This window comes from Nocardioides sp. CFH 31398 (genome assembly GCF_022436705.1).
Taxonomy (GTDB): domain Bacteria; phylum Actinomycetota; class Actinomycetes; order Propionibacteriales; family Nocardioidaceae; genus Nocardioides.
Genome location: NZ_JAKUHT010000038.1, coordinates 1 through 21,625 on the forward strand (window position 1 = coordinate 1; position 21,625 = coordinate 21,625).

Here is a 21,625-nt window from a genome sequence, read left to right on the forward strand (position 1 = left end):
CATGGAAAATCCATACCCATAGCAAAACAAAACAACTAGCAAACCCAAACGAAGAATCGAAAGGGCATACAAACTAATTCATCATCATATGAATGACACACTGTTGAGTTCTCAAACAACACACCCAGGCTGCAATCCACTCCCTCAGGGAGCAACACCCTCAGCAGGGCCTCCGCTAAGTTACCGGAGCCGCGTGACGCGGTCAATCCCGGCCCCCCAGCGAGAGAGGCGGCCGCCGCTTCGCCCCTCTCGGGGCCGCTCGCGGCGACATGGAAAAACTTAGCAGCCCTGCGGTGAGACCCCAAAACGGGGGGTCCCCCTCCGACGAGATCGCCCGTCCTACGGGGCAGGACGCCGCCTCAGAGGGGCTGCGGGCCGGTAGGCCGAGACTGTCGGCTCCGCGTCCAGCCAGTAGCGCCACGGCCGATCGGGTGCCTGGCGCAGCCCGACCCGGGGCCCGGTGCGCACCCGGTCGGGCGCCACCGCGGCCGCCGGTTCGAGGACGGGGCCGGCCGTGAGGTCGGCACCGTCCTGCTCCCCGTCGATCGCCAGCGCCCGGCACAACCGGGCCGGGCCCCGGGCGAGGTCCCGGTCCGAGCTGCGGGGACGGCGCTCGCGCGCCAGGTCGATGCCCTCGACCACCTCCCCCGCGCGGAGCAGCACGGCCGACGCCGTCCCGTCCGGGCCGCAGACCACGTTCGCGCAGTGGTGCATCCCGTAGGTGAAGTACACGTAGAGGCGTCCCGGCGGGCCGAACATCACGGCCGTGCGGGGCGTCCGCCCGCGGTAGGCGTGGGATCCCGGGTCGTCGGCGCCGGCGTACGCCTCGACCTCGGTCAGCCGGACCGCCACCCCGGCGTGACGCAGCACCGCCCCGAGCAGGCGTGGCGCCACCTCGGTCGGCGGACCGGACAGGATCGGCTCGAGCTCCGGGGTGCCGGGCACGCTCAGGCCAGGGCGGACCGCAGCGACGCGGCAGCGGCACGGGCCTCGTCGAGCTGCTCGCCGACCCGGGCCGGCGCCGTCCCACCGCGTGCCGACCGGGACGCGACGGACCCCTCGACGGTGAGGACCTCCCGCACCGCGGGGGTCAGGCGCTCGTCGATCGCGGCCAGGTCCTCCGGGCTCAGGTCCGACAGCTCGCAGCCCAGCTCCTCGCACCGCCGGACGCACGAGCCGGCGACCTCGTGCGCGACCCGGAACGGGACCCCCTCGCGCACCAGCCACTCCGCCACGTCGGTCGCGAGCGAGAACCCCTGGGGGGCGAGCTCGGCCATCCGGTCGACCTCGAACTCCAGCGTGGCGACCATCCCGGTCACCGCGGGCAGGAGCACCTCGAGGGTGTCGACCGAGTCGAAGACCGGCTCCTTGTCCTCCTGGAGGTCGCGGTTGTAGGCCAGCGGCAGCGCCTTCAGCGTGGCCATCAGCCCGGTGAGGTTGCCGAGGAGACGCCCGGCCTTGCCCCGGGCGAGCTCGGCGATGTCGGGGTTCTTCTTCTGGGGCATGATCGACGACCCCGTCGACCAGCTGTCGTGCAGACGCACGAAGCCGAACTCCTTGGTGGCCCAGAGGATGACCTCCTCGGCCAGCCGGCTGACGTCGACGCCCGCCATCGCGGCGACGAACGCGAACTCGGCCACGAAGTCCCGGGCGGCCGTCCCGTCGATCGAGTTCGCGGTCGACCCGGTGAACCCGAGGTCGTGGGCCACCGCCTCCGGGTCGAGCCCGAGGGTGGAGCCCGCCAGCGCGCCCGACCCGTACGGCGAGCCGGCGGCGGTCCGGACGTCCCAGTCGCGCAACCGCTCGACGTCACGCAGCAGCGGCCACGCGTGGGCGAGCAGGTGGTGCGAGAGCAGCACCGGCTGCGCGTGCTGCAGGTGCGTGCGCCCCGGCATCACCGCACCCAGGTGCGTCGTCGCCTGCTCCACCAGCGCGTCGACGAGGTCGAGCAGGAGGCCGGCGACGGTCCGGGCGTGGTCGCGCAGGAACGCCCGGAAGAGGGTCGCGACCTGGTCGTTGCGGGAGCGGCCCGCCCGCAGCCGGCCGCCGACGTCCTCCCCCACCTCGACGAGCAGCAGCCGCTCCAGCGCGCCGTGGACGTCCTCGTCGGAGGGGTCGGGCCGCAACGTCCCCGCGTCGTACGACTCCCCCAGCCGGTCGAGCCCCGCGAGCAGGGCGTCGCGGTCGGCGTCCGTGAGCAGGCCGGCGCCGTGCAGGACGCGGGCGTGCGCCCTGGACCCCGCGAGGTCGTAGGGCACCAGGCGCCAGTCGAAGTGCGTCGAGCGCGACAGCGCCTCCAGCTCGGGCGAGGGCCCGCCCGCGAAACGGGCTCCCCACAGCTTGCCGGTGCCGGTGCCGCTCATCGGATGTCCTTCTCGTGGTCGTGGGCGTCGCGGGTCCCGCCGCCGAGGACGGCGACGACCGCCGCACGCATGATCTCGGGCAGGTGGTCGTCGGCGTACGCCGGGGCCTCCGGCGCCTCGAGCTGCTCCGGCGTCCACCAGTCGAGGGCGAAGACGTGACCCACCTCGTCGGGGGCCAGGTGGTCGAGGCTCGTCGGCACGCCGCGCTCCAGGTGCAGGGCCCAGTACGTCGAGGCGGCGCGGTAGGCGAGCCCGGCGAAGGAGTACTCGGCCTCCTGCGCGTGCACCGGGCCGATGAGCTGGGCGGGCACCGCCACGACCCCGGTCTCCTCGTGGAGCTCCCGGACGGCGGCGCGCTCGGGCGACTCCCCCGGGTCGACGCCACCGCCGACGCTCCCCCAGCGGAGCGCGTCGGGGTGGGCGGGGTCGTGGTCCTGCACCAGCAGCACGGCGCCGTCGTCGCTGACGGGCAGCACGCGTGCCGTGGTGCGTCGGATCCGGGCGGACCCGTCCGCGCCGGGGGTGGTCATCAGTCGGTGCCGTACTCCATCGCGGCCGCGTCCAGCGCCTCGTCGGCGGGGTCGGCCGCGGCCGGGTTGCGGGTGATCCGGTCGTACCCACCGGGGAGCAGCTCGCCGTACAGGGTGCCGTTCTCGACGAGCACGTGACCCTGGTCGAGCGGCTGTCCGGCGTACTGCTCGAGCTTGTCGCGGGAGTCGGCGATGTCGAGGTTGCGCATCGTGAGCTGCCCGATGCGGTCGTTCGGGCCGAACGCGGCGTTCTCGGTGCGCTCCATGGACAGCTTGTCGGGGTGGTAGCTGAAGTTCCGGCCCTCGGTCGAGAGGACCGTGTAGTCCTCGCCGCGCCGCAGGCGCAGGACGACCTCGCCGCTGACCAGCGAGGCGATCCAGCGCTGGACGGCCTCGCGGATCATCAGCGCCTGGGGGTCGAGCCACTTGCCCTCGTAGAGGAGCCGGCCGAGCTTGCGTCCCTCGGAGTGGTACCAGGCGATGGTGTCCTCGTTGTGGACGGCGTTGACGAGCCGCTCGTACGCCGCCCACAGCAGCGCCATGCCGGGTGCCTCGTAGATGCCGCGCGACTTCGCCTCGATGATGCGGTTCTCGATCTGGTCGCTCATGCCGAGCCCGTGGCGACCGCCGATGCGGTTCGCCTCGTCGACCAGCGCCACCGGGTCGTCGTACGTCGTGCCGTTGATCGCCACGGGGCGACCCTCGTGGAAGCGCAGGGTGACGTCCTCGGTCTCGATCGCGACCGAGGGGTCCCAGAACTTCACGCCCATGATCGGCTCGACCGTCTCGAGCGAGACGTCGAGGTGCTCGAGGGTCTTCGCCTCGTGGGTGGCCCCCCAGATGTTGGCGTCGGTCGAGTACGCCTTCTCCTGGCTGTCGCGGTAGGGCAGCCCCCGCTCGGTCAGCCACTGGCTCATCTCGGCGCGACCTCCGAGCTGCGTCACGAAGGCGGCGTCGAGCCACGGCTTGTAGATCCGCAGACCCGGGTTCGCCATGAGGCCGTAGCGGTAGAAGCGCTCGATGTCGTTGCCCTTGTACGTCGACCCGTCGCCCCAGATGTCGACGCCGTCCTCGGCCATGGCGCGGACCAGCATCGTCCCGGTCACCGCGCGGCCCAGCGGGGTGGTGTTGAAGTAGGTGCGCCCGCCGGAGCGGATGTGGAACGCGCCGCACGCCATGGCGGCGAAGCCCTCCTCGACGAGCGGGAGGCGGATGTCGACGGCGCGGGCGATCTCGGCGCCGTACTCGGTCGCGCGGTGCGGGACGCCGGCGATGTCGGACTCGTCGTACTGGCCGATGTCGGCGGTGTAGCAGCAGGGGACGGCGCCGTTCTCGCGCATCCACGCGACCGCGACGGAGGTGTCGAGGCCGCCGGAGAAGGCGATGCCGACCTTCTCGCCGACGGGGAGGGTGTCGAGGACCTTGCTCATGCGTGCTGGCTCCTGGGAGTCGGGATCTCGGTGCTGGGGTGGGAGGGGGCGGCGCCCGCGCGGTTCGCGAGCGCCAGGAATCGTCGGGCGAGCTCCGCTCCCCCCTCCGGGTCGCGGCTGATGACGAGCAGGGTGTCGTCGCCGGCGATGGTGCCGAGGACGTCGCCGAGCTCGGCCCGGTCGAACGCGCTGGCGAGGAACTGGGCGGCCCCGGGCGGGGTCCGCAGGACGCAGAGGTTCGCGCTGGCGTCGGCGCTGACGAGCAGGTCGCCGCACAGGCGCGCCAGCCGGCTGCCGGCGGCCGCGCTCTCGGTCACGGCGGGCGTCCGGTCGCCGCCCTCGGCGGGGACGGCGTACACGAGGCTGCCCTCGCGGGTGCGGATCTTCACCGCGTCCAGGTCGAGCAGGTCGCGGCTCAGCGTCGCCTGGGTGACCGACACCCCCCGGGTGGCGAGCAGGTCGGCGAGCTCGGTCTGCGACCGGACGTCGTGCAGCTGGAGGAGGTCGACGACGAGCTGCTGGCGCGCGCTCTTGGTCATCGGCGTGAGGGCGCCGTCGTTCATGACGCGGCCCGCTCGAGCAGCCAGGCCAGCACCGCCTTCTGGGCGTGGCGGCGGTTCTCGGCCTCGTCCCACACGACGCTCTGCGGGCCCTCGAGGACCTCGTCGCTGATCTCCTGCCCGCGGTGGGCGGGCAGGCAGTGCAGGACCAGCGCGTCCTCGGCGGCGTGCGCGAGCAGCTCGGGGGTCAGCGACCAGGGCCCGAGGGCCTTGGCGCGGGCCCGCTCCTCGAGCTCCTTGCCCATCGAGACCCACGTGTCGGTGACGACGACGTCGGCGCCGCTCACGGCCTCGACCGGGTCGACCACCACCCGGCCGGAACCGCCGGTGGACCCGCCGATCTCGTCCGCACGGGCGAGGAGCTCGTCGGTGGGCTGGTAGCCGTCGGGCGCGGAGACGGTGACGTGCATGCCGGCGGTGGCACCGGCCAGCAGCCACGAGCTCGCCATGTTGCAGGCGCCGTCCCCGACGAACGCGACCCGCTTGCCCGCCGGCTCACCGGCGTGCTCGCGGATCGTCAGCAGATCGGCGATCAGCTGGCACGGGTGGAAGTCGTCGGTCAGGGCGTTGACGACGGGCACACCGGCCCACTGGGCCATGGTGTCGAGGTCGGACTGGAAGAAGGTCCGCCAGACGACCACGGCGACCTGCCGCCCGAGCACCCGGGCGACGTCCTCGACGGACTCGCGCACCCCGATGCCGGCGAGGCGGCCCTCGACGAGCATCGGGTTGCCCCCGAGCTCGGCGATCCCGGCCGCGAAGGACGTCTGGGTCCGCAGGGTCGGCTTGTCGAAGATCATCGCCACCGAGCGGGGCCCGGCCAGCGGCGTGCTGTCGAAGGGCGCCGCCTTCAGGGCGGCCGCGAGGTCGAGGACCTCGGCCTGCTCCTCGGGGCTGAGGTCGTCGTCGCGCAGAAAGTGCCTCACCCGGACCCCTCCCCCGGGCCGTCGGGGGACCCGACCTCGGCGGCGTCGAGGATGCCCGGCCACGCGCCGATGAGCGCGTCGACGTCGGCGTCGGTGACGACCAGGGGCGGTGCGAGACGCACCCGGCGCGGACCGGTCGCGTTGAGGACGAACCCGGCGTCCTGGGCGGCGGCCACCACGGCGGGGGCCTTCTCCTCGGCGAGCGACAGCCCGACGAGCACGCCGACGCCGCGGACGTCGACGACGCGCGGGTCCTCGGCGAGCCCGGCACGCAGCCGGTCGCCCACGACCGTGGCGCGCTCCAGCAGGCCCTCGGACTCGATGGCCTCGAGCACCGCGAGGGCAGCCGAGCACGACAGCGGGTTGCCGCCGAACGTCGTCCCGTGCTGGCCGGGGTCGAACATCGAGGCGGCCTCGCCCACCCCGATCAGGGCGCCGATGGGCATGCCGCCGCCGAGGCCCTTGGCGAGGGTGACGAGGTCCGGCACGACACCGGAGGGGTGGCTGGCGAGCCAGGAGCCGGTGCGGCCCATGCCGCTCTGCACCTCGTCGAACCACAGCAGCGCCCCGGCCTCGGTGGTGATCCGGCGGGCGGCCCGGAGGTACTCCGTCGGGGCGACGTTGACGCCCGCCTCGCCCTGGAGGGGCTCGATGACGACGGCGGCGGTCTCGTCGGTGACGGCGGCGGCCAGCGCGTCGGCGTCCCCGAACGGCACCCAGGTGACGCCGCCGGGCAGCGGCTCGAAGGGCTCGCGGTAGGCGGCCTTCGCGGTCAGCGACAGGCTGCCCATGGTGCGGCCGTGGAAGGCCTCCTCCATCGCGACCACATGGCTGCGACCGGTCAACCGGCTCAGCTTGAGGGCCGCCTCGTTGGCCTCGGCGCCGGTGGAGCAGAAGAAGACCCGGCCCTCGGCGTCCGGCACGAGGAGGGCGAGCAGCCGCTCGGCGAGCTCGACCTGGGCGGGCGTGGTGAAGAAGTTCGAGACGTGGCCGAGGGTGGCGACCTGCTCGGACAGGGCCTTGACCAGGCCGGGGTGGGCGTGGCCGAGCGTGTTGACCGCGATGCCGCCGAGGAAGTCGACGTACTCGGTGCCGTGCTCGTCCCACACGTGGGCGCCCTCACCGCGGACGAGCGCCATCTTCGGCGGGCCGAAGGTGTTCATCAGCGCGCCGGCGTACCTCTCGGTCCAGGTGGTCATGCCTGCGCCCCCTTCGCTGCCTTGTCCACGGGCTTCTCCTTGGCCTTGCGGGTGCGGGTGGCGACCCCGGGCAGGACCTGCGTGCCGATGCCCTCGTCGGTGAACAGCTCGAGGAGGACGGAGTGGGGCTCGCGGCCGTCGACGACCGTCGCCTTCGGGACGCCGTCGCGGACCGCCTGCATGCAGGCGGTCATCTTCGGGACCATGCCGCTGGCGAGGTCCGGCAGCAGCCGGGCCAGCGCCTCGGGGTTGATCTCGCCGATGACGTCGTCGCTCGCCGGCCAGTCGCGGTAGAGGCCCTCGACGTCGGTGAGCACCAGCAGCTTGGCGGCGCCGAGCGCGACCGCGAGCGCCGCCGCGGCCGTGTCGGCGTTGACGTTGTGGACCTGGCCGTCGGCGTCGGGCGCGACGCTCGAGATGACCGGGACGCGGCCGGCGTCCAGGAGGTCGACGACCGCCTCGGGGCGCACGCTGGCGACCTCGCCGACCAGGCCCAGGTCGACCTCCTCCCCGTCGACGACCGTGTTGGTCGCCTTGGCGGTGAACAGGCCGGCGTCCTCGCCGGAGAGCCCGACCGCGAGCGGGCCGTGCTCGTTGACGAGGCCCACGAGCTCGCGCTGCACCTGGCCGACCAGGACCATGCGGACGACGTCCATGGCCTCGGGCGTGGTCACGCGCAGACCGCCGCGGAACTCGGACTCGATGCCGAGCCGGTCGAGCATCTGGGAGATCTGGGGGCCGCCGCCGTGGACGACGACGGGCTTGAAGCCGGCGAAGCGGAGGAAGGCGATGTCCTCCGCGAACGCCTGCTTGAGGACGTCGTCGGTCATGGCGTTGCCGCCGTACTTGATGACGACGACCTTGCCGTTGTACTCCTTCAGCCACGGCAGGGCCGCGGCCAGGGTCGCGGCCTTGGCCGCCTCGGGGGTGCTGGATGTGTCGGGCATGTCCTGCTCCTGCGTCTCCGGGCTGGGGGCGGCGCTCACGAGCTGTACGCGCTGTTCTCGTGCACGTAGGCGTGGGTGAGGTCGTTGGTCCACACCGTCGCCCGCTCCGAGCCGGACTTGAGGTCCACGGTCACGGTGACCTCGCGGCCGGACAGGTCGACGCCGGCCGGGTCCTCGTGGGGGGTCGACTCGCGGCAGACCCAGACGCCGTTCATGGCGACGTCGAGGTCGAGCGGGTCGAACGCCGCGGACGTCGTGCCGACGCTGGCGAGCACGCGGCCCCAGTTCGGGTCCTTGCCGAAGACGGCGGCCTTGAACAGGTTGCTGCGCGCGATGCTGCGACCGACCTCCACGGCGTCGTCGGTGCTGGCCGCGCCGAGCACGGTGATGGCGATGTCGTGGTCGGAGCCCTCGGCGTCGCTGAGCAGCTGCATCGCGAGGTCGGTGCAGGCCTGGGTGAGCGCGGCGGTGAAGTCCTCGGCGGTCGGCGTGATGCCGCTGGCGCCGCTGGCCATCACCGTGACGGTGTCGTTGGTCGACATGCACCCGTCGGAGTCGAGGCGGTCGAAGCTGACCGCGGTCGAGGCACGCAGCGCGGCGTCGAGCACGTCGTGGGGCACCACGGCGTCCGTGGTGAGGACCACGAGCATCGTGGCGAGCTGCGGGGCGAGCATGCCCGCGCCCTTGGCCATGCCGCCGATGCTCCAGCCGGCGCCCTCGACGACGACCTGCTTGGCCTTCGAGTCGGTGGTCATGATCGCGTGCGCCGCGTCGTCCCCGCCGTCGGGCGACAGCGCGGCGTGAGCGGCGTCCGCCCCCGCGAGGACGACGTCCCGGTCGTTGGTCAGCCCGATCAGTCCGGTGGAGCAGACGACGACGTCGAGGGCGCCGATGCCGAGGTGCTCGGCGACCCGCTCGGCGACGGCGTGGGTGGTCTGGAACCCCTCGGGGCCGGTGTAGCAGTTGGCGCCGCCGGAGTTGAGGAAGACGGCGCGGACCGTGCCGTCGGCGACGACCTTCTCGCTCCACAGCACCGGGTTGGCCCGGCAGCGGTTGGCGGTGAAGACGCTCGCGGAGTCGAAGGTGGGACCGGCGTTGACGACCAGGGCGACGTCCTTGGCGCCGGTCGACTTCAGGCCGGCGGCGACGCCGGCGGCGGTGAAGCCGACGGGGGTGGTGATGCTCACTGGTGGATCTCCTGGCTGGTGCGGGGCTGGTGCGGGGCTGGACCGGGGCTGGACCGGGGGTCAGCCGACGGGGGCGGGCTCGACGGTGTGCCCGGATCGTCGCCACGCCTCTGCCGCCCGCTCGGCGTCGTCCGCCGGCACGAGCAGCCAGTCCGTGTCGTGGGTCGAGACGGTCATGACCCCGATCCGCTCCTCCACCAGCGGCCCGAGGAGGGCGTGCAGGACCCCGACCTCGGCCGGGTCGAGCACGCCGGCGACCACGAACGCGCGGTAGCCGCGGTGGGCCGGGACCTTGCGCGGGACGTCGCGGCCGGCGCAGATCACGGAGGTCTCCGTCGCCGTCGCGGTGACGGAGAGGATCGAGGACGCCTCCGCCCACGGCGGCAGGTCGGCGCCCGGGCCGAGCCGGACGATCGCGAGGGTCTCGGGGAAGACGTGGAGGGTCCGGGCCGCCGTCTGCGGTGCCTCGTCGTTCACGGGGCCACCCCGACGCTGGTCAGGCCGAGGGTCTCGTCGAGACCGAGGGCGAGGTTCATGCACTGGACGGCGGCGCCGCCGGTGCCCTTGGCGAGGTTGTCGATCGCGCCGACGACGACGACGCGGCGCGCGGCCTCGTCGAGCGCGACCTGGAGATGGACGGCGTTCGAGCCGAGCACCGACTGGGTGGCGGGCCAGCGGCCCTCGGCCAGCAGGTGGACGAACGGCTCGGCGTCGTAGGCCTTCGCGTACGACGCACGGACGTCGTCGGGGGTCACGCCCGCGCGAGCCGGGGCGGAGACGGTCGCGAGGATCCCCCGCGACATCGGCACCAGCATCGGCGTGAAGCTGACGGTGACCTTCTCGTCGGTGACCGCGCGGAGGTTCTGGGTGATCTCGGGGGTGTGCCGGTGCACGCCGCCGACGCCGTACGCCGAGGCGCTGCCCATCACCTCGCTGCCGAGGAGGTGCGGCGCGGGCTTCTTGCCGGCGCCGGAGGTGCCCGAGGCGGCGACAACGACGACGTCCGGGTCGACGAGGCCGTCGGCGACCGCGGGCAGCGCGGCCAGGGAGGACACCGTCGGGTAGCAGCCGGGCACCGCCACGCGCTTGGTGCCGCGCAGGACCTCGCGCTGGCCGGGGAGCTCGGGGATGCCGTAGGGCCAGGTGCCGGCGTGCTCGCCGCCGTAGAAGGCCTCCCAGTCGGCGGCGTCGGAGAGCCGGTAGTCGGCGCCGCAGTCGACGACGAGCACGTCGTCGTCCAGCGCCGCGGCGATCGGGCCGGACTGCCCGTGCGGCAGGCCCAGGACGACGACGTCGTGCCCGGCCAGGGTCTCCGGCGAGGTCTCCTCGAGGACCCGGTCGGCGAGCGGCACCAGGTGCGGCTGCAGCGCACCGAGCGTCTCCCCCGCGTTGGACCCGCCCGTCAGGGCACCGATCTCCACCTCGGGGTGCGCGAGCAGCAGCCGCAGCACCTCACCGCCGGCGTACCCACTGGCCCCGGCCACCGCCACCCTCACCGTCATGTCGCATGACTATACACAGCAGTGCATGGCGATGAGTCGGCAGGGTGCTCCCCAGCCTGGCAGTCCCGGCGCCCGCGCGCCACCGTGCCGGCGAACGGGCCCGCCCGGCCGGTCGAGGGTCCTACGGTGGGTCGATGACCCGCCTGAGCGCCATCGACTACCGGCGACACCTCGCCGCCGACAGCGCCCGCCTGCGCGAGACGCTCTCCGCGACCGAGGAGTCCGCCCGGGTGCCCGCGTGCGGTGACTGGGACGCCGCCGACCTGCTGTGGCACCACGCCGACGTCCTCTTCTTCTGGGCGTGGGTCGTCGAGCACCGGCCGCAGGAGCCGGGTGACCTCGACGACCCGGCCACCCACCCGGCGCGACCCGCGGCGTACGCCGACCTGCTCGCGCTGCACGAGGAGCGCGCCACCCGGCTCGACGGGCTGCTCGCGGACGCGGCGGCCGACGAGCCCGCCTGGAGCTGGTCGGAGGACCACAGCGTGGGTTTCGTCCTGCGCCGGCAGGCGCACGAGGCGCTGGTGCACCGGGTCGACGCGGAGCAGACCGCCGGACGGACCTCGCCCGTCGACCCGGCGCTCGCCACCGACGGGGTGGCCGAGCTCGTCGAGGTGATGTACGGCGGCGCGGTGCCGTCGTGGGGCCGGGTCGACCCCGGGCCCCACGTCGTCCGGCTCGAGCTGACGGACACCGGCCAGGACCTGTGGGTGCGCCCCGGACGCTTCCGCGGCACGCACGAGGGGACCGACCACGACGAGCCCACCCTCGACCGGCTCGCGGCCGACCCGGGCACGGACGCCGACGCCGTCGTGCGGGGGACCGCGGCCGACGTCGACCTGTGGCTGTGGGGGCGCGCCGACGGCGCGGCCGTGACGCAGGACGGCGACGCGGACGCCCTCGAGGGCTTCCGCGCCGCCGTCGCGACACCGCTCGACTGAGCGGCCGGTCGAGCCTCAGTCGACCGCGAACTCGCCGAGCTCGTCCCAGTGGTCGCCGGGGATCTGCATGTTGCGGATCTTCGGGGTCTCCTGCACGTACTGCGGGAGCTCCTCCTGGCCCTTCTTGAAGTGCGGGGCGTTGACGTGGGCCTCCGCGGCGTCGTCGGCGAAGCCCTCGATGAGGACGTACTCGTTGGGGTCCTCGACGCTGCGTGCCCACTCGAAGAAGAGGTTCCCGGGCTCGGCGCGGGTGCCCTCGGTGTAGGTCCGGGTCAGCTCGGGCCACTGGTCGGCGTACTCGGGCTTAATCTTCCAGCGGACGCAGATGAAGATCATGGGGTCTCCTTCTCGACGGGGGAATGTCCGACGACGGGAACTGTGCCAGACCTCACAACCTCGCGCGTAGGTTGAGGCCATGACGCAGACGACGGTCGGTCCTGCTGGTCTCGCGCCCCGTCTCACGTTGGCGCTGGCGGCGCTCGGCAGCGGTGTCGAGGTGTCCGACCGCGCCCTCGACCTGCGCACGCACGCCCACGACGCGTCCCACTACCTGCTCCACCCGCAGGCGCTCGCGACGCCGCGCGACCTCCGGCAGGTGTCGGAGGTGATGCGGGCCTGCACGCGGGTCGGCGTCCCGCTGACGTTCCGCAGCGGCGGCACGTCGCTGTCGGGCCAGGCGCTGTCGGACAGCGTCCTCGTCGACGTCCGTGCCGGCTTCACCGGCATCGAGGTCCTGGACGACGGCGCCCGGGTGCGGGTGCAGCCCGGCGCGACGGTCCGCGCCGTCAACACCCGCCTCGCCCGGCACCGGCGGGCGCTCGGCCCCGACCCGGCCAGCGAGGTGGCCTGCACCCTCGGTGGCGTCCTCGCGAACAACTCCTCGGGCATGCAGTGCGGGACCGAGCGCAACAGCTACCGCACCTGCGAGTCGATGGTGGTCGTGCTGCCGAGCGGCACCGTCCTCGACACCGCGGCGCCGGACGCCGACGAGGTCCTGCGCGCCCGCGAGCCCGCCCTGCACGCCGGGCTGGTGGTCCTGCGCGACCGGCTGCGCGGCGACGCCGGCTCGGTGGCCACGATCGAGCGGCTCTTCGCGCTGAAGAACACCATGGGCTACGGCCTGAACAGCTTCCTCGACCACGACACCCCGGTGGAGATCCTCGCCCGCCTGATGGTCGGCAGCGAGGGCACGCTCGGGTTCGTGGCCTCTGCGGTCTTCCGGACCGTCCCGGTCCTCCCCCACGCCGCGACGGGGCTCCTGGTCCTGGAGGACCTCGCCACGGCGGCGACGCTGGTGCCCGACCTGCTGGCCACCGGGGTCGTCACCGCCGAGATGCTCGACGCGGCCGCGCTGCGGGTCGCCCAGGCCGACCCCGGGTGCCCCGAGCAGATCACGCGCCTCGACGTCCGCGACCACGCCGCCCTGCTCGTCGAGCTGCAGGCCGGGACGGCCGAGGAGCTGGAGGAGGCCCGGCGCGCGGCCCAGCCGGGGCTGGACGCGCTGCCGCTGACCGAGGCCGCCGACCTCACCACCGACCCGGCGTCCCGGGCGTCGCTGTGGCGCACCCGCAAGGGTCTCTACTCCGCGGTGGCCAGCGCCCGACCGCAGGGCACGAACGCGCTGCTGGAGGACGTCGCCGTCCCCGTCGAGCGCCTCGCCGAGATGTGCCGTGGCCTGACCGGGTTGTTCGGCGACCACTCCTACGAGGGCTCAGTGATCTTCGGCCACGCCCGGGACGGCAACCTGCACTTCCTGCTCGCCGAGCGCTTCGACGACGACAAGGCGCTGCGCCGCTACGAGGAGTTCACGACCGACATGGTCGACCTCGTGCTCGGCCTCGGCGGCACGCTGAAGGCGGAGCACGGCACGGGCCGGATCATGGCGCCGTTCGTCGAGCGGCAGTACGGCGCGGAGCTCACCGACGTCATGCGCGAGGTGAAGCGGCTCTTTGACCCGACCGGCGTCCTCAACCCCGGCTCGGTGCTGACCGACGACCCCGACCTGTGGCTCCGCGACCTCAAGACGGCCCCGCCGGTCGAGGAGGAGGTCGACCGCTGCGTCGAGTGCGGCTTCTGCGAGCCCGTCTGCCCGTCGCGGTCGCTGACGATGACACCGCGGCAGCGCATCGTCGCCCGCCGTGAGATCGCGGACGCCGAGGCGCGCGGCGAGCACGACGTCGCGCAGGCGATGCGCGACGACTACACCTACGACGGCGTCGAGACCTGCGCGGCGGACTCGATGTGCGCCTCGGCGTGCCCGGTGCTGATCGACACCGGGAAGCTCGTGAAGCGCCTCCGCGCGCAGGACCCGCCCGGCGACCGCGCCTGGACCGCCGCCGCCGACCGCTGGGACGTCGCCACCCGGGCGGCGTCGGCCGGCCTGGGGGTGGCCTCGAGGGTGCCGGGTGTCGCCGCCGGTGCGACGCGCCTGGGTCGCCGCCTGCTCGGGGCGGACGTCGTCCCGCTGACCGATCCCGACCTCGGAACGGGTGGGAGGCGCCGGGAGGTGCTCGACGACCCGGCGGCCGAGGCCGTGCTGTTCACGAGCTGCACCCACACGATGTTCGGCGGGGACGCCGACGCCTCCGTCCGCGCGCTCTGCGAGCGGGCCGGCGTCCGGCTGCGGACGCCGGCCGACCTGCCGTCGCTGTGCTGCGGCACGCCCTGGTCGTCGAAGGGCCACGAGGCCGGCCACGCGCGGATGGCGGAACGGCTGCGCGGCTCCCTGGAGCACGCGACGGACGGCGGGCGCCTGCCGGTCCTCGTCGACGCGGGGTCGTGCACGGAGGGCGTCGTCCGCTCGCTGGGGGACGCGGGGGTCACGGTCGAGGATGCGACGACGTTCGTGCGCCGCGAGGTCCTCGCCCGGCTGACGGTGACGCGCCCGGTGCCCGCCGTCGTCGTCCACCCGACGTGCGCGTCGACGACGCTCGGCACCACCGACGACCTCGTGGCCCTGGCGCGGGCCTGCTCGGACGACGTCCGCGTGCCCGACGCGTGGGGCTGCTGCGCGTTCGCGGGCGACCGTGGTCTGCTCCACCCCGAGCTCACCGCCTCGGCCACCGCCCCCGAGGCGGCGGAGGTCGCCGCCATGCCGCTGCCCGCCGGCACGGCGTACGTGTCGGTGAACCGCACCTGCGAGATCGGCATGACCCGCGCGACCGGCGAGTCCTACCGCCACGTCCTCGAGCTGCTGGCGGACGTCACGGCCCCCGCCGCTGGTTGAGGTGCGAGGCCCGCTAGGGCCGAGCCTCGAAACCCGGCAAGACGACCACGGACACCTCACCCGGTTTCGAGGCTCCTCGCCTCGTACCTCGACTCGTCACACCCTTCGACAGGCTCTGGACCCCGCCTCAACCGGCGATGGCTGAGGTGGTCAGCGCTGGACGGCCCCGCAACGCTCGGCGGCCGCGGCGACCGCGGCGTCGCGGGCGGCGCCGGTCTCGGCCTCGGTGAGGGTGCGGTCGGGGGCCCGGAAGCGCAGCGCGAACGCGAGCGACTTCTTCCCCTCCGGCACCTGGGCACCCGTGTAGACGTCGAACAGCCGCACCGACTCGAGCAGCTCACCCGCGCCCTCGCGCAGGGCGGCCTCGACCTCGGCGGCGGTGACGGAGACGTCGACCAGCAGCGCGACGTCCTCCTTCGCCATCGGGAACGACGACAGCTCCGGCCCGGCGACCCGGTCGGGCGCGAGGGCCAGCAGGGCGTCGAGGTCGAGCTCGACCGCGGCGCTGCGGCGCGGCAGGTCGTGGGCGTCGCAGACGCGCGGGTGCAGCTCGCCGGCGTGGCCGAGCACCACCGCGGACTCCCCCTCGCCGGCCAGGACCTCCGCGCAGCGGCCGGGGTGCCACGGCGCGCGGACGGCGGCCCGCGTCGAGAGCGGGACGCCGAGCTCGTCGCCGAGGCGGCGCACCAGGGCCAGCGCGTCGGCCCAGCCGGCCCAGCCCTGGGGGGAGGCTCCCTCGCCCCACCAGCCGGCCCGCTCCCGCTCGCCGGCGAGGACCAGGCCGAGGTGCAGCGGCTGGTCGGGGACGCCGGCCAGCAGCTCCTTGAGCTCGAGCTCGCTGGGGCGCGACTCGACGCCCAGGATCGGGGTCGGGCTGGATCCCCCGCGCACGACGCTGCCGGTCTCGAAGAGGGTGACGCCCGTGGCGCCGCGACCCAGGTTGCGGGCGGCGGCGCGGAGCAGGCCGGGCAGCAGCGTGGTCGTGTACGCCGGCTCCTGGGCCGACAGCGGGTTCGCCAGCCGGATCGTGCGGCGGCGCTCGTCGTCGGCGTCCAGGCCGAGCGCGTCGAGCGAGGCGTCGCCGACGAAGGGGAAGCTCACGACCTCCACCGCGCCCGCGCCGGCGAGGGTGCGGCCGACGCGGCGGCGCAGCCGCTGGGCCCGAGTGAGTCCGCGGCCGGCGCCGGGGGTGGGCAGCACGGACGGGACGGCGTCGTAGCCGACGACGCGGACGACCTCCTCGACCAGGTCGAAGGGGTCGGTGACGTCGGGGCGCCACTGCGGCGGGACGGCCACGACGTCGGCGCCCTCGGCGTCGACCGCGAAGCCCTGGTCGCGGAGCACCTGCACGGCGCGGTCCGCCGGGATGTCGATGCCCGAGACGCGGGCGGGCAGGTCGGCGGCCATCGTGATGGGCTCGCGGGCCGGCGGGGTGCCGACGACGGTGACGCCCGGCTCGGCCGTCGCGCCGCCGTACGTGACGAGGAGCTCGACGACGCGGTCCGCGGCGGCCTCGCAGATCGTCGGGTCGACGCCGCGCTCGTTGCGCTTGCCGGCCTCCGAGGTGATCTTGTGGCGGCGTCCGGTGCGGAACATGGAGACCGGGTCCCAGTGGGCCGACTCGACCAGCACGCGCGTGGTGGTGGCGGACATCTCGGTGTCCTCCCCGCCCATGACCCCGCCGAGGCCGATCAGGCCGGAGTCGTCGACGACGACGAGGTCCTCGGGCGACAGGATCCGGCGGGTGCCGTCCAGGGTGGTGAGCCGCTCCCCCGCGCCCGCCCGCCGGACGCCGACGGTGCCGGTGAGCTTGTCGGCGTCGTAGCCGTGGATCGGCCGGCCGGTCTCGAGCATCACGTAGTTGGTGACGTCGACGGCGAGGCTGATGGGTCGCATCCCGGCCTGGGTGAGACGCCGCGCGATGAACTCCGGCGTCGTGGCGGTGGCGTCGAGGCCCGAGACGAGACGGGCGACGAAGACCGGGCACCCGGCGGGGTCCTCGATGCGGACCGGCCAGCCGGCGTCGTCGGCGGGCGGGACGTCGCGCTCGCAGGGGTCGCGGAACGGCGCGTCGTACGCCAGCGCCGCGTCGCGGGCGACCCCGCGCACGGACAGGGCGTAGGCCCGGTCGGGGTTGATCTCCATCTCGATGACGTCGTCGTCGAGACCGAGGACGCCGATCGCGTCGTCCCCCGGCTCGCCGGCGTCCGCGGGCAGGACGACGATGCCGTCGGACTCCGCAGAGAGCCCCAGCTCGGCGCCGGAGCAGATCATCCCGGCGGAGACGTGGCCGTAGGTCTTGCGGGCGGAGATCGCGAAGTTCCCGGGCAGGACGCCCCCGGGCAGGATCACGACGACGAGGTCGCCGGGGGCGAAGTTGTGCGCCCCGCAGACGATGCCCTGGGGTTCTCCGGTGCCGTTGGCGTCGCCGACGTCGACGGTGCACCAGTTGATGGTCTTGCCGTTCTTCTGCGGCTCGGGCTCCATCGTCAGCACACGGCCGACGACCAGCGGGCCCGTGATGGCCTCGGCGGGCCGCTCGAGGGCCTCGAGCTTGAGCCCGAGCGCGGTCAGCCGGGCGGCCAGCTCCTCGCTGGTGGCGGACTCCGGCAGGTCCGCGTGCTCGCGGATCCAGGAGACGGGGACTCTCACAGCTCACTCCCGAAGGTGGTGGCGAAGCGGACGTCGCCCTCGAACAGGTCGCGCATGTCCGAGATGCCGTGGCGGAACATGAGGGACCGGTCGATGCCCATGCCGAAGGCGAAGCCGGTGAACTCGGTGTCGTCGACGCCGCAGGCGCGCAGGACGCGGGGGTTGACCACGCCGCAGCCGCCCCACTCGATCCAGCCCTCGCCCTTGCAGGTGCGGCAGACGACGGACCCGCCCCGCTCGGGGTCGGTGCCGGAGCCGCGGCAGACGAAGCAGACGAGGTCGACCTCGGCCGACGGCTCGGTGAAGGGGAAGTACGACGGGCGGAACCGCGTCGTGATGCCCTCGCCGAACATCGCGGTCGCGAAGTGGTCGAGGGTGCCCTTCAGGTGCGCCATCGAGATCCCGCGGTCGATGGCCAGGCCCTCCACCTGGTGGAAGACGGGGCTGTGGGTGGCGTCGTACTCGTCGGTGCGGAAGACGCGGCCGGGCGAGACGACGTAGATCGGGGGTGTCCGGCTCAGCATCGTGCGGGCCTGGACCGGCGAGGTCTGGGTGCGCAGCACGAGGTGGTCGGACGCCGGCTCGGTCCAGAAGGTGTCCTGCATCGTGCGGGCCGGGTGGTCCGGGCCGAGGTTCAGGGCGTCGAAGTTCAGCCACTCGGCCTCGATGACGGGGCCCTCGGCGACCTCCCAGCCCATCGCGACGAAGATGTCGGCGATCAGCTCGGCGCCGGTGGTGAGCGGGTGGCGTGCGCCCGCGGGCTGCCGGTCGGTGGGCAGCGTGACGTCGACGGTCTCGGTGGCGAGCATCCGCTCCTCGTGCTCGGCCTCCAGGACGGCGGCGCGTCGGCCCAGCGCCTGCTCGACGGCTCCGCGGGCCTTGCCGACGCGCTGGCCGGCCTCCTTGCGGGCCTGCGGCGGGAGCGCGCCGATCTCGCGGTTCGCGAGCGCGAGCGGCGAGCGGTCGCCGGCGTGGGCGGTCCGGACGGCCTTCAGCTCCTCGGGGTCACCCGCCGCCTCGATCGCGGCCAGCGCGGCCTCGCGCGCGGCGTCGACGGCCTCGGGCTGGAGCACCGCGACCTCCACGGGGTCGAACTGGGAGTTGGGTCCGGACATGGGGTCGAGTCTAGGAACCGGCGCGGGCGTCCCTCGACCGGGTTTCGCACACGGCTCGGGCGAGGACGCGTCCGGGCTCCGGTGACCGATCGGTGTCGCTGACCGACACCGATCGGTCACCGAGGGCCGCCCGCCACCGCGGACGGGCTCAGGCGCCCGGTCGGCCGGCGACCCGCGCGGAGGCGTACAGGCAGACCGCGGCTGCGGTGGCCAGGTTCAGGCTCTCCGCCCGGCCCCGGATCGGGATCGAGACGCGGTGGTCGGCGAGCGCCAGCAGGTCCGCCGGCAGGCCCGCCGCCTCGTTGCCGAGCAGCCACGCCACTGGGCCCGCGAGCACGTCGTCGGCCTCGAAGAGGTCGAGGTCCCCGCCTCCCGTGGTCGCGAGGACGGCGAGGCCGGCGTCCTGGAGCCGCCGGACGACGGCGGCGGGGTCGCGCTCGACGGCGACCGGCAGGGTGAACGCGCTGCCGGCGCTGGCGCGGACCGTCTTGGGGTTGTGCAGGTCGACGGCCTCACCGGCGAGGACGACGGCGTCGGCGCCCGCGGCGTCGGCGGTGCGCACCACCGTGCCCGCGTTGCCGGGGTCGCGGACGTCGGCACAGACCGCGACGAGACGCGGCGAGGCCGCCAGGACGTCGTCCAGCGCGACGTCGAGGAACCGGCAGACGGCGACGAGGCCGGGCGGGGTCACCGCGTCCGACAGCGCAGCCATGGCGCGGTCGTCGACGAGCACCACCGCTGGGGCGTCGACCAGCAGGTCGGCGTACCGGTCCGCGGCGGCCGGGGTCGCGAACACCTCGACGACGCAGCCCGGGCGGGCGAGCGCCGAGGTGAGGGCGTTCGGGCCCTCGGCGAGGAACAGCCGCCGCTCCGATCGTTCGGAGCGGCGGCTGAGCCGACGGGCGTCCTTGACGCGGGCGTTGCCCGCGGTCAGGGGCTGGATCAGGAGGCCTTGGAGGTCTCGCGGGGAGCGTTGACGTCGTCCGGCAGCGCCGCCTTGGCGGTGGCCACCAGCGAGGAGAACGCAGCCTGGTCGGTCACGGCGAGGTCGGCGAGGATCTTGCGGTCGACCTCGACGCCGGCGAGCTTGAGGCCCTGCACGAAGCGGTTGTACGTCAGGCCCTCGGCGCGCGCGGCGGCGTTGATGCGCTGGATCCACAGCTTGCGGAACTCACCCTTGCGGGCGCGACGGTCGCGGTAGCTGTAGACCAGGGAGTGGGTGACCTGCTCCTTGGCCTTGCGGTAGAGGCGCGAGCGCTGGCCGCGGTAGCCGCTGGCCCGCTCGAGGGTGGTACGACGCTTCTTCTGGGCGTTCACTGCGCGCTTGACGCGTGCCATGGGGTTCTACTCCTGCTCGGTTCGGGATCGGGTGGTGCCGGTGCTGCTGAGCCGGGGCTCAGCGACCGAGCAGCTTCTTCGCCTGCGCGACGTCGGCCTTGGCGACCTCGGTCGTGCCGGACATGCGGCGCGTGACCTTCGAGGGCTTCTTCTCGAGGTTGTGGCGAAGGCCCGTCTTCTGGCGACGGATCTTGCCGGTGCCGGTGACCCGGAAGCGCTTCTTCGCACCGGAGTGCGTCTTCATCTTCGGCATCGTGCTCTCCTCCTGCGCCTCTACCTCAGGCGTCGATCTCGGGGTCGAGGTTCTCGGAACGACCTCGGGTCTTCTTCTGGGCGACGAGACCGTCGCCGCGCTGCGCGATGCGCTCGGCGCGCTCCTCGGCCTCGTCCTGGGCGCGCTCGGCGGCCCGGGTCTCCTTCTCGGCCCGCATCTCCACCTTGGCCTCGGCCTTCTTGCGGTGGGGGCCGAGGACCATGGTCATGTTGCGACCGTCCTGCTTGGGGGCGGACTCGACGAAGCCCAGGTCGTCGACGTCCTCCGCGAGGCGCTGCAGCAGCCGGAAGCCCAGCTCGGGGCGGTGCTGCTCGCGGCCGCGGAACATGATCGTGATCTTGACCTTGTCGCCAGCCCGGAGGAAGCGCACGACGTGACCCTTCTTGGTGTCGTAGTCGTGGCTGTCGATCTTCGGGCGGAGCTTCATCTCCTTGATGACGACGTTGGTCTGGTTCCGGCGCGCGTCACGGGCCTTCTGGGCGTTCTCGTACTTGAACTTCCCGTAGTCCATGAGCTTGCAGACCGGGGGGCGCGCGGTCGGGGCGATCTCGACGAGGTCGAGCTCGGCCTCCTGGGCCAGGCGCAGGGCGTCGCCGGTCGGCACGATGCCGACCGTCTCGCCGTTGGGGCCAACGAGCCGGACCTCGGAGACGCGGATCCGGTCGTTGATGCGGTGCTCGGTGCTGATGGGTCCTCCCGTGTGTCAGCGCTTCGGTGAGCGAGCGGGAGTCCGGACGAGTGCCCCGCAGACTGCGGGACCGCACTCGTGACCCCCTGACGGGAGTCGTGACCGGGACCCGACGGCCTGTGGTGCAGTGGTGCGGCCGGTGCGGGTGAGGGGCAGTTCGTGCGGCGCCCCCGCTTGCTGGATCGCACACCTCGGCGAGGTGCACGATCGGTCAACCCCGGAAGACTAACGGATCATTCCCCTGCGGGCGCAATCCAGCCGTGCCCGCCGGCGACGCGGACGGGCCGCCAGCCCTCGGCGAGGCCGACGAGGTCGTCGCCCTCCACGACGTACGGCGTCGGGCCGGCCACGTCGACGACCAGCGCCTCGGCGTCGTCCTCGCGAGCCGCCCGGGCCGCCGTCCGACCGGCGACGGGCACCGGCCGGGCGCCGGGGTCCCACCGCGCGAGGGACTCGGTGCCGCTGAACGCCAGCAGCGCGAGCCGGCCGTCGCGGCCGCGCATGAGGACGACCGCCATGTCGGAGTCCTTCTCGCGGGCGAGGCCGTCGGGGCCGGTCTCCACCTCCCCGGCCACGGCGGTCACGGGCACCAGCAGACGGGACGTGCCCAGGGCCGCCAGGGCCGCCGCCGGGTCGGTCCCGGCCGCCGCCAGCGTGGCGAGCAGCGCGGGGTCGGCCGCACCGTCGTCCCCCGCGAAGCCCGGGTCGGGGATGTCGCGCACCCGATCATGGTGACAGGCGACACCG

The 21,625-nt window shown here is 73.9% G+C and carries 21 protein-coding genes; 2 read left to right on the forward strand and 19 right to left on the reverse strand.

Annotated elements, in window-relative coordinates:
• Positions 1-339 precede the first annotated feature (339 nt).
• Genes MJ876_RS20645 through argC form a run of 11 tightly spaced genes read right to left on the reverse strand, consistent with a single transcriptional unit; the run spans position 340 to position 10,644 of the window.
• The gene (locus MJ876_RS20645) at positions 340-945 is read right to left on the reverse strand and encodes a DNA-3-methyladenine glycosylase (protein ID WP_240239300.1); all 606 of its coding nucleotides are present in this window, start codon (positions 943-945) and stop codon (positions 340-342) included.
• Between the two features lie 2 nt (positions 946-947).
• On the reverse strand, positions 948-2,363 hold the full coding sequence (argH, locus tag MJ876_RS20650) for an argininosuccinate lyase (RefSeq protein ID WP_240239301.1): 1,416 nt from the start codon (positions 2,361-2,363) through the stop codon (positions 948-950).
• A complete protein-coding gene (locus MJ876_RS20655) occupies positions 2,360-2,893 on the reverse strand; it encodes an NUDIX hydrolase (protein ID WP_240239302.1) in 534 nt (177 codons plus the stop codon). Before MJ876_RS20655 ends, argH begins: the two co-directional genes overlap by 4 nt.
• Positions 2,893-4,323: an argininosuccinate synthase gene (argG, locus tag MJ876_RS20660; protein WP_240239303.1), complete on the reverse strand. Its 1,431-nt coding sequence runs from the start codon at positions 4,321-4,323 to the stop codon at positions 2,893-2,895. The genes MJ876_RS20655 and argG overlap by 1 nt, the downstream gene beginning before the upstream one ends.
• Positions 4,320-4,886, reverse strand: a complete 567-nt coding sequence (locus MJ876_RS20665) for an arginine repressor (RefSeq protein ID WP_240239304.1) — start codon at positions 4,884-4,886, stop codon at positions 4,320-4,322. The genes argG and MJ876_RS20665 overlap by 4 nt, the downstream gene beginning before the upstream one ends.
• On the reverse strand, positions 4,883-5,809 hold the full coding sequence (gene argF / locus MJ876_RS20670) for an ornithine carbamoyltransferase (protein ID WP_240239305.1): 927 nt from the start codon (positions 5,807-5,809) through the stop codon (positions 4,883-4,885). Before argF ends, MJ876_RS20665 begins: the two co-directional genes overlap by 4 nt.
• Positions 5,806-7,008 carry an acetylornithine transaminase gene (locus MJ876_RS20675; protein WP_240239306.1) on the reverse strand — a complete coding sequence of 401 codons (1,203 nt, stop codon included), beginning with the start codon at positions 7,006-7,008 and terminating at the stop codon, positions 5,806-5,808. The genes argF and MJ876_RS20675 overlap by 4 nt, the downstream gene beginning before the upstream one ends.
• Positions 7,005-7,955 (reverse strand): acetylglutamate kinase, encoded by a 951-nt coding sequence (gene argB, locus MJ876_RS20680; protein ID WP_240239307.1) that lies wholly within the window; start codon positions 7,953-7,955, stop codon positions 7,005-7,007. The genes MJ876_RS20675 and argB overlap by 4 nt, the downstream gene beginning before the upstream one ends.
• Before the next feature lie 35 nt (positions 7,956-7,990).
• Positions 7,991-9,142: a bifunctional glutamate N-acetyltransferase/amino-acid acetyltransferase ArgJ gene (gene argJ, locus MJ876_RS20685; protein ID WP_240239310.1), complete on the reverse strand. Its 1,152-nt coding sequence runs from the start codon at positions 9,140-9,142 to the stop codon at positions 7,991-7,993.
• Positions 9,143-9,202: 60 nt separating this feature from the next.
• A complete protein-coding gene (locus tag MJ876_RS20690; RefSeq protein WP_240239312.1) occupies positions 9,203-9,619 on the reverse strand; it encodes an ACT domain-containing protein in 417 nt (138 codons plus the stop codon).
• Positions 9,616-10,644 (reverse strand): N-acetyl-gamma-glutamyl-phosphate reductase, encoded by a 1,029-nt coding sequence (gene argC, locus MJ876_RS20695; RefSeq protein WP_240239314.1) that lies wholly within the window; start codon positions 10,642-10,644, stop codon positions 9,616-9,618. Before argC ends, MJ876_RS20690 begins: the two co-directional genes overlap by 4 nt.
• Before the next feature lie 134 nt (positions 10,645-10,778).
• On the opposite strand from argC, the gene MJ876_RS20700 reads away from it, so the two are divergent.
• The gene (locus MJ876_RS20700; RefSeq protein WP_240239315.1) at positions 10,779-11,585 is read left to right on the forward strand and encodes a maleylpyruvate isomerase family mycothiol-dependent enzyme; all 807 of its coding nucleotides are present in this window, start codon (positions 10,779-10,781) and stop codon (positions 11,583-11,585) included.
• Between the two features lie 15 nt (positions 11,586-11,600).
• Here MJ876_RS20700 and MJ876_RS20705 read toward each other — a convergent pair whose 3' ends face one another.
• Complete coding sequence (locus MJ876_RS20705) at positions 11,601-11,921, reverse strand: putative quinol monooxygenase (RefSeq protein ID WP_240239316.1); 321 nt, start codon at positions 11,919-11,921, stop codon at positions 11,601-11,603.
• 79 nt (positions 11,922-12,000) lie between these two features.
• Here MJ876_RS20705 and MJ876_RS20710 point away from each other — a divergent pair, with 79 nt between their 5' ends.
• Entirely contained in the window at positions 12,001-14,811 is a 2,811-nt protein-coding gene (locus MJ876_RS20710; RefSeq protein WP_240239317.1) for an FAD-binding and (Fe-S)-binding domain-containing protein, read from the forward strand.
• 150 nt (positions 14,812-14,961) lie between these two features.
• On the opposite strand, the gene pheT is transcribed toward MJ876_RS20710, so the two are convergent.
• The 7 genes from pheT to MJ876_RS20745 all read right to left on the reverse strand — a co-directional run bounded on the left by pheT (position 14,962) and on the right by MJ876_RS20745 (position 21,600).
• A complete protein-coding gene (pheT, locus tag MJ876_RS20715; protein ID WP_240239318.1) occupies positions 14,962-17,463 on the reverse strand; it encodes a phenylalanine--tRNA ligase subunit beta in 2,502 nt (833 codons plus the stop codon).
• Complete coding sequence (pheS, locus tag MJ876_RS20720; RefSeq protein WP_240239319.1) at positions 17,460-18,578, reverse strand: phenylalanine--tRNA ligase subunit alpha; 1,119 nt, start codon at positions 18,576-18,578, stop codon at positions 17,460-17,462. The genes pheT and pheS overlap by 4 nt, the downstream gene beginning before the upstream one ends.
• 148 nt (positions 18,579-18,726) lie before the next feature.
• On the reverse strand, positions 18,727-19,524 hold the full coding sequence (locus MJ876_RS20725) for an RNA methyltransferase (RefSeq protein WP_240239333.1): 798 nt from the start codon (positions 19,522-19,524) through the stop codon (positions 18,727-18,729).
• Positions 19,521-19,916 carry a 50S ribosomal protein L20 gene (gene rplT, locus MJ876_RS20730; protein ID WP_240239320.1) on the reverse strand — a complete coding sequence of 132 codons (396 nt, stop codon included), beginning with the start codon at positions 19,914-19,916 and terminating at the stop codon, positions 19,521-19,523. Before rplT ends, MJ876_RS20725 begins: the two co-directional genes overlap by 4 nt.
• A 58-nt stretch (positions 19,917-19,974) precedes the next feature.
• On the reverse strand, positions 19,975-20,169 hold the full coding sequence (gene rpmI / locus MJ876_RS20735; RefSeq protein WP_240239321.1) for a 50S ribosomal protein L35: 195 nt from the start codon (positions 20,167-20,169) through the stop codon (positions 19,975-19,977).
• 25 nt (positions 20,170-20,194) lie between these two features.
• The gene (gene infC, locus MJ876_RS20740; protein ID WP_240239335.1) at positions 20,195-20,878 is read right to left on the reverse strand and encodes a translation initiation factor IF-3; all 684 of its coding nucleotides are present in this window, start codon (positions 20,876-20,878) and stop codon (positions 20,195-20,197) included.
• 233 nt (positions 20,879-21,111) lie between these two features.
• The gene (locus MJ876_RS20745) at positions 21,112-21,600 is read right to left on the reverse strand and encodes an SseB family protein (RefSeq protein ID WP_240239323.1); all 489 of its coding nucleotides are present in this window, start codon (positions 21,598-21,600) and stop codon (positions 21,112-21,114) included.
• Between the last annotated feature and the right edge of the window lie 25 nt (positions 21,601-21,625).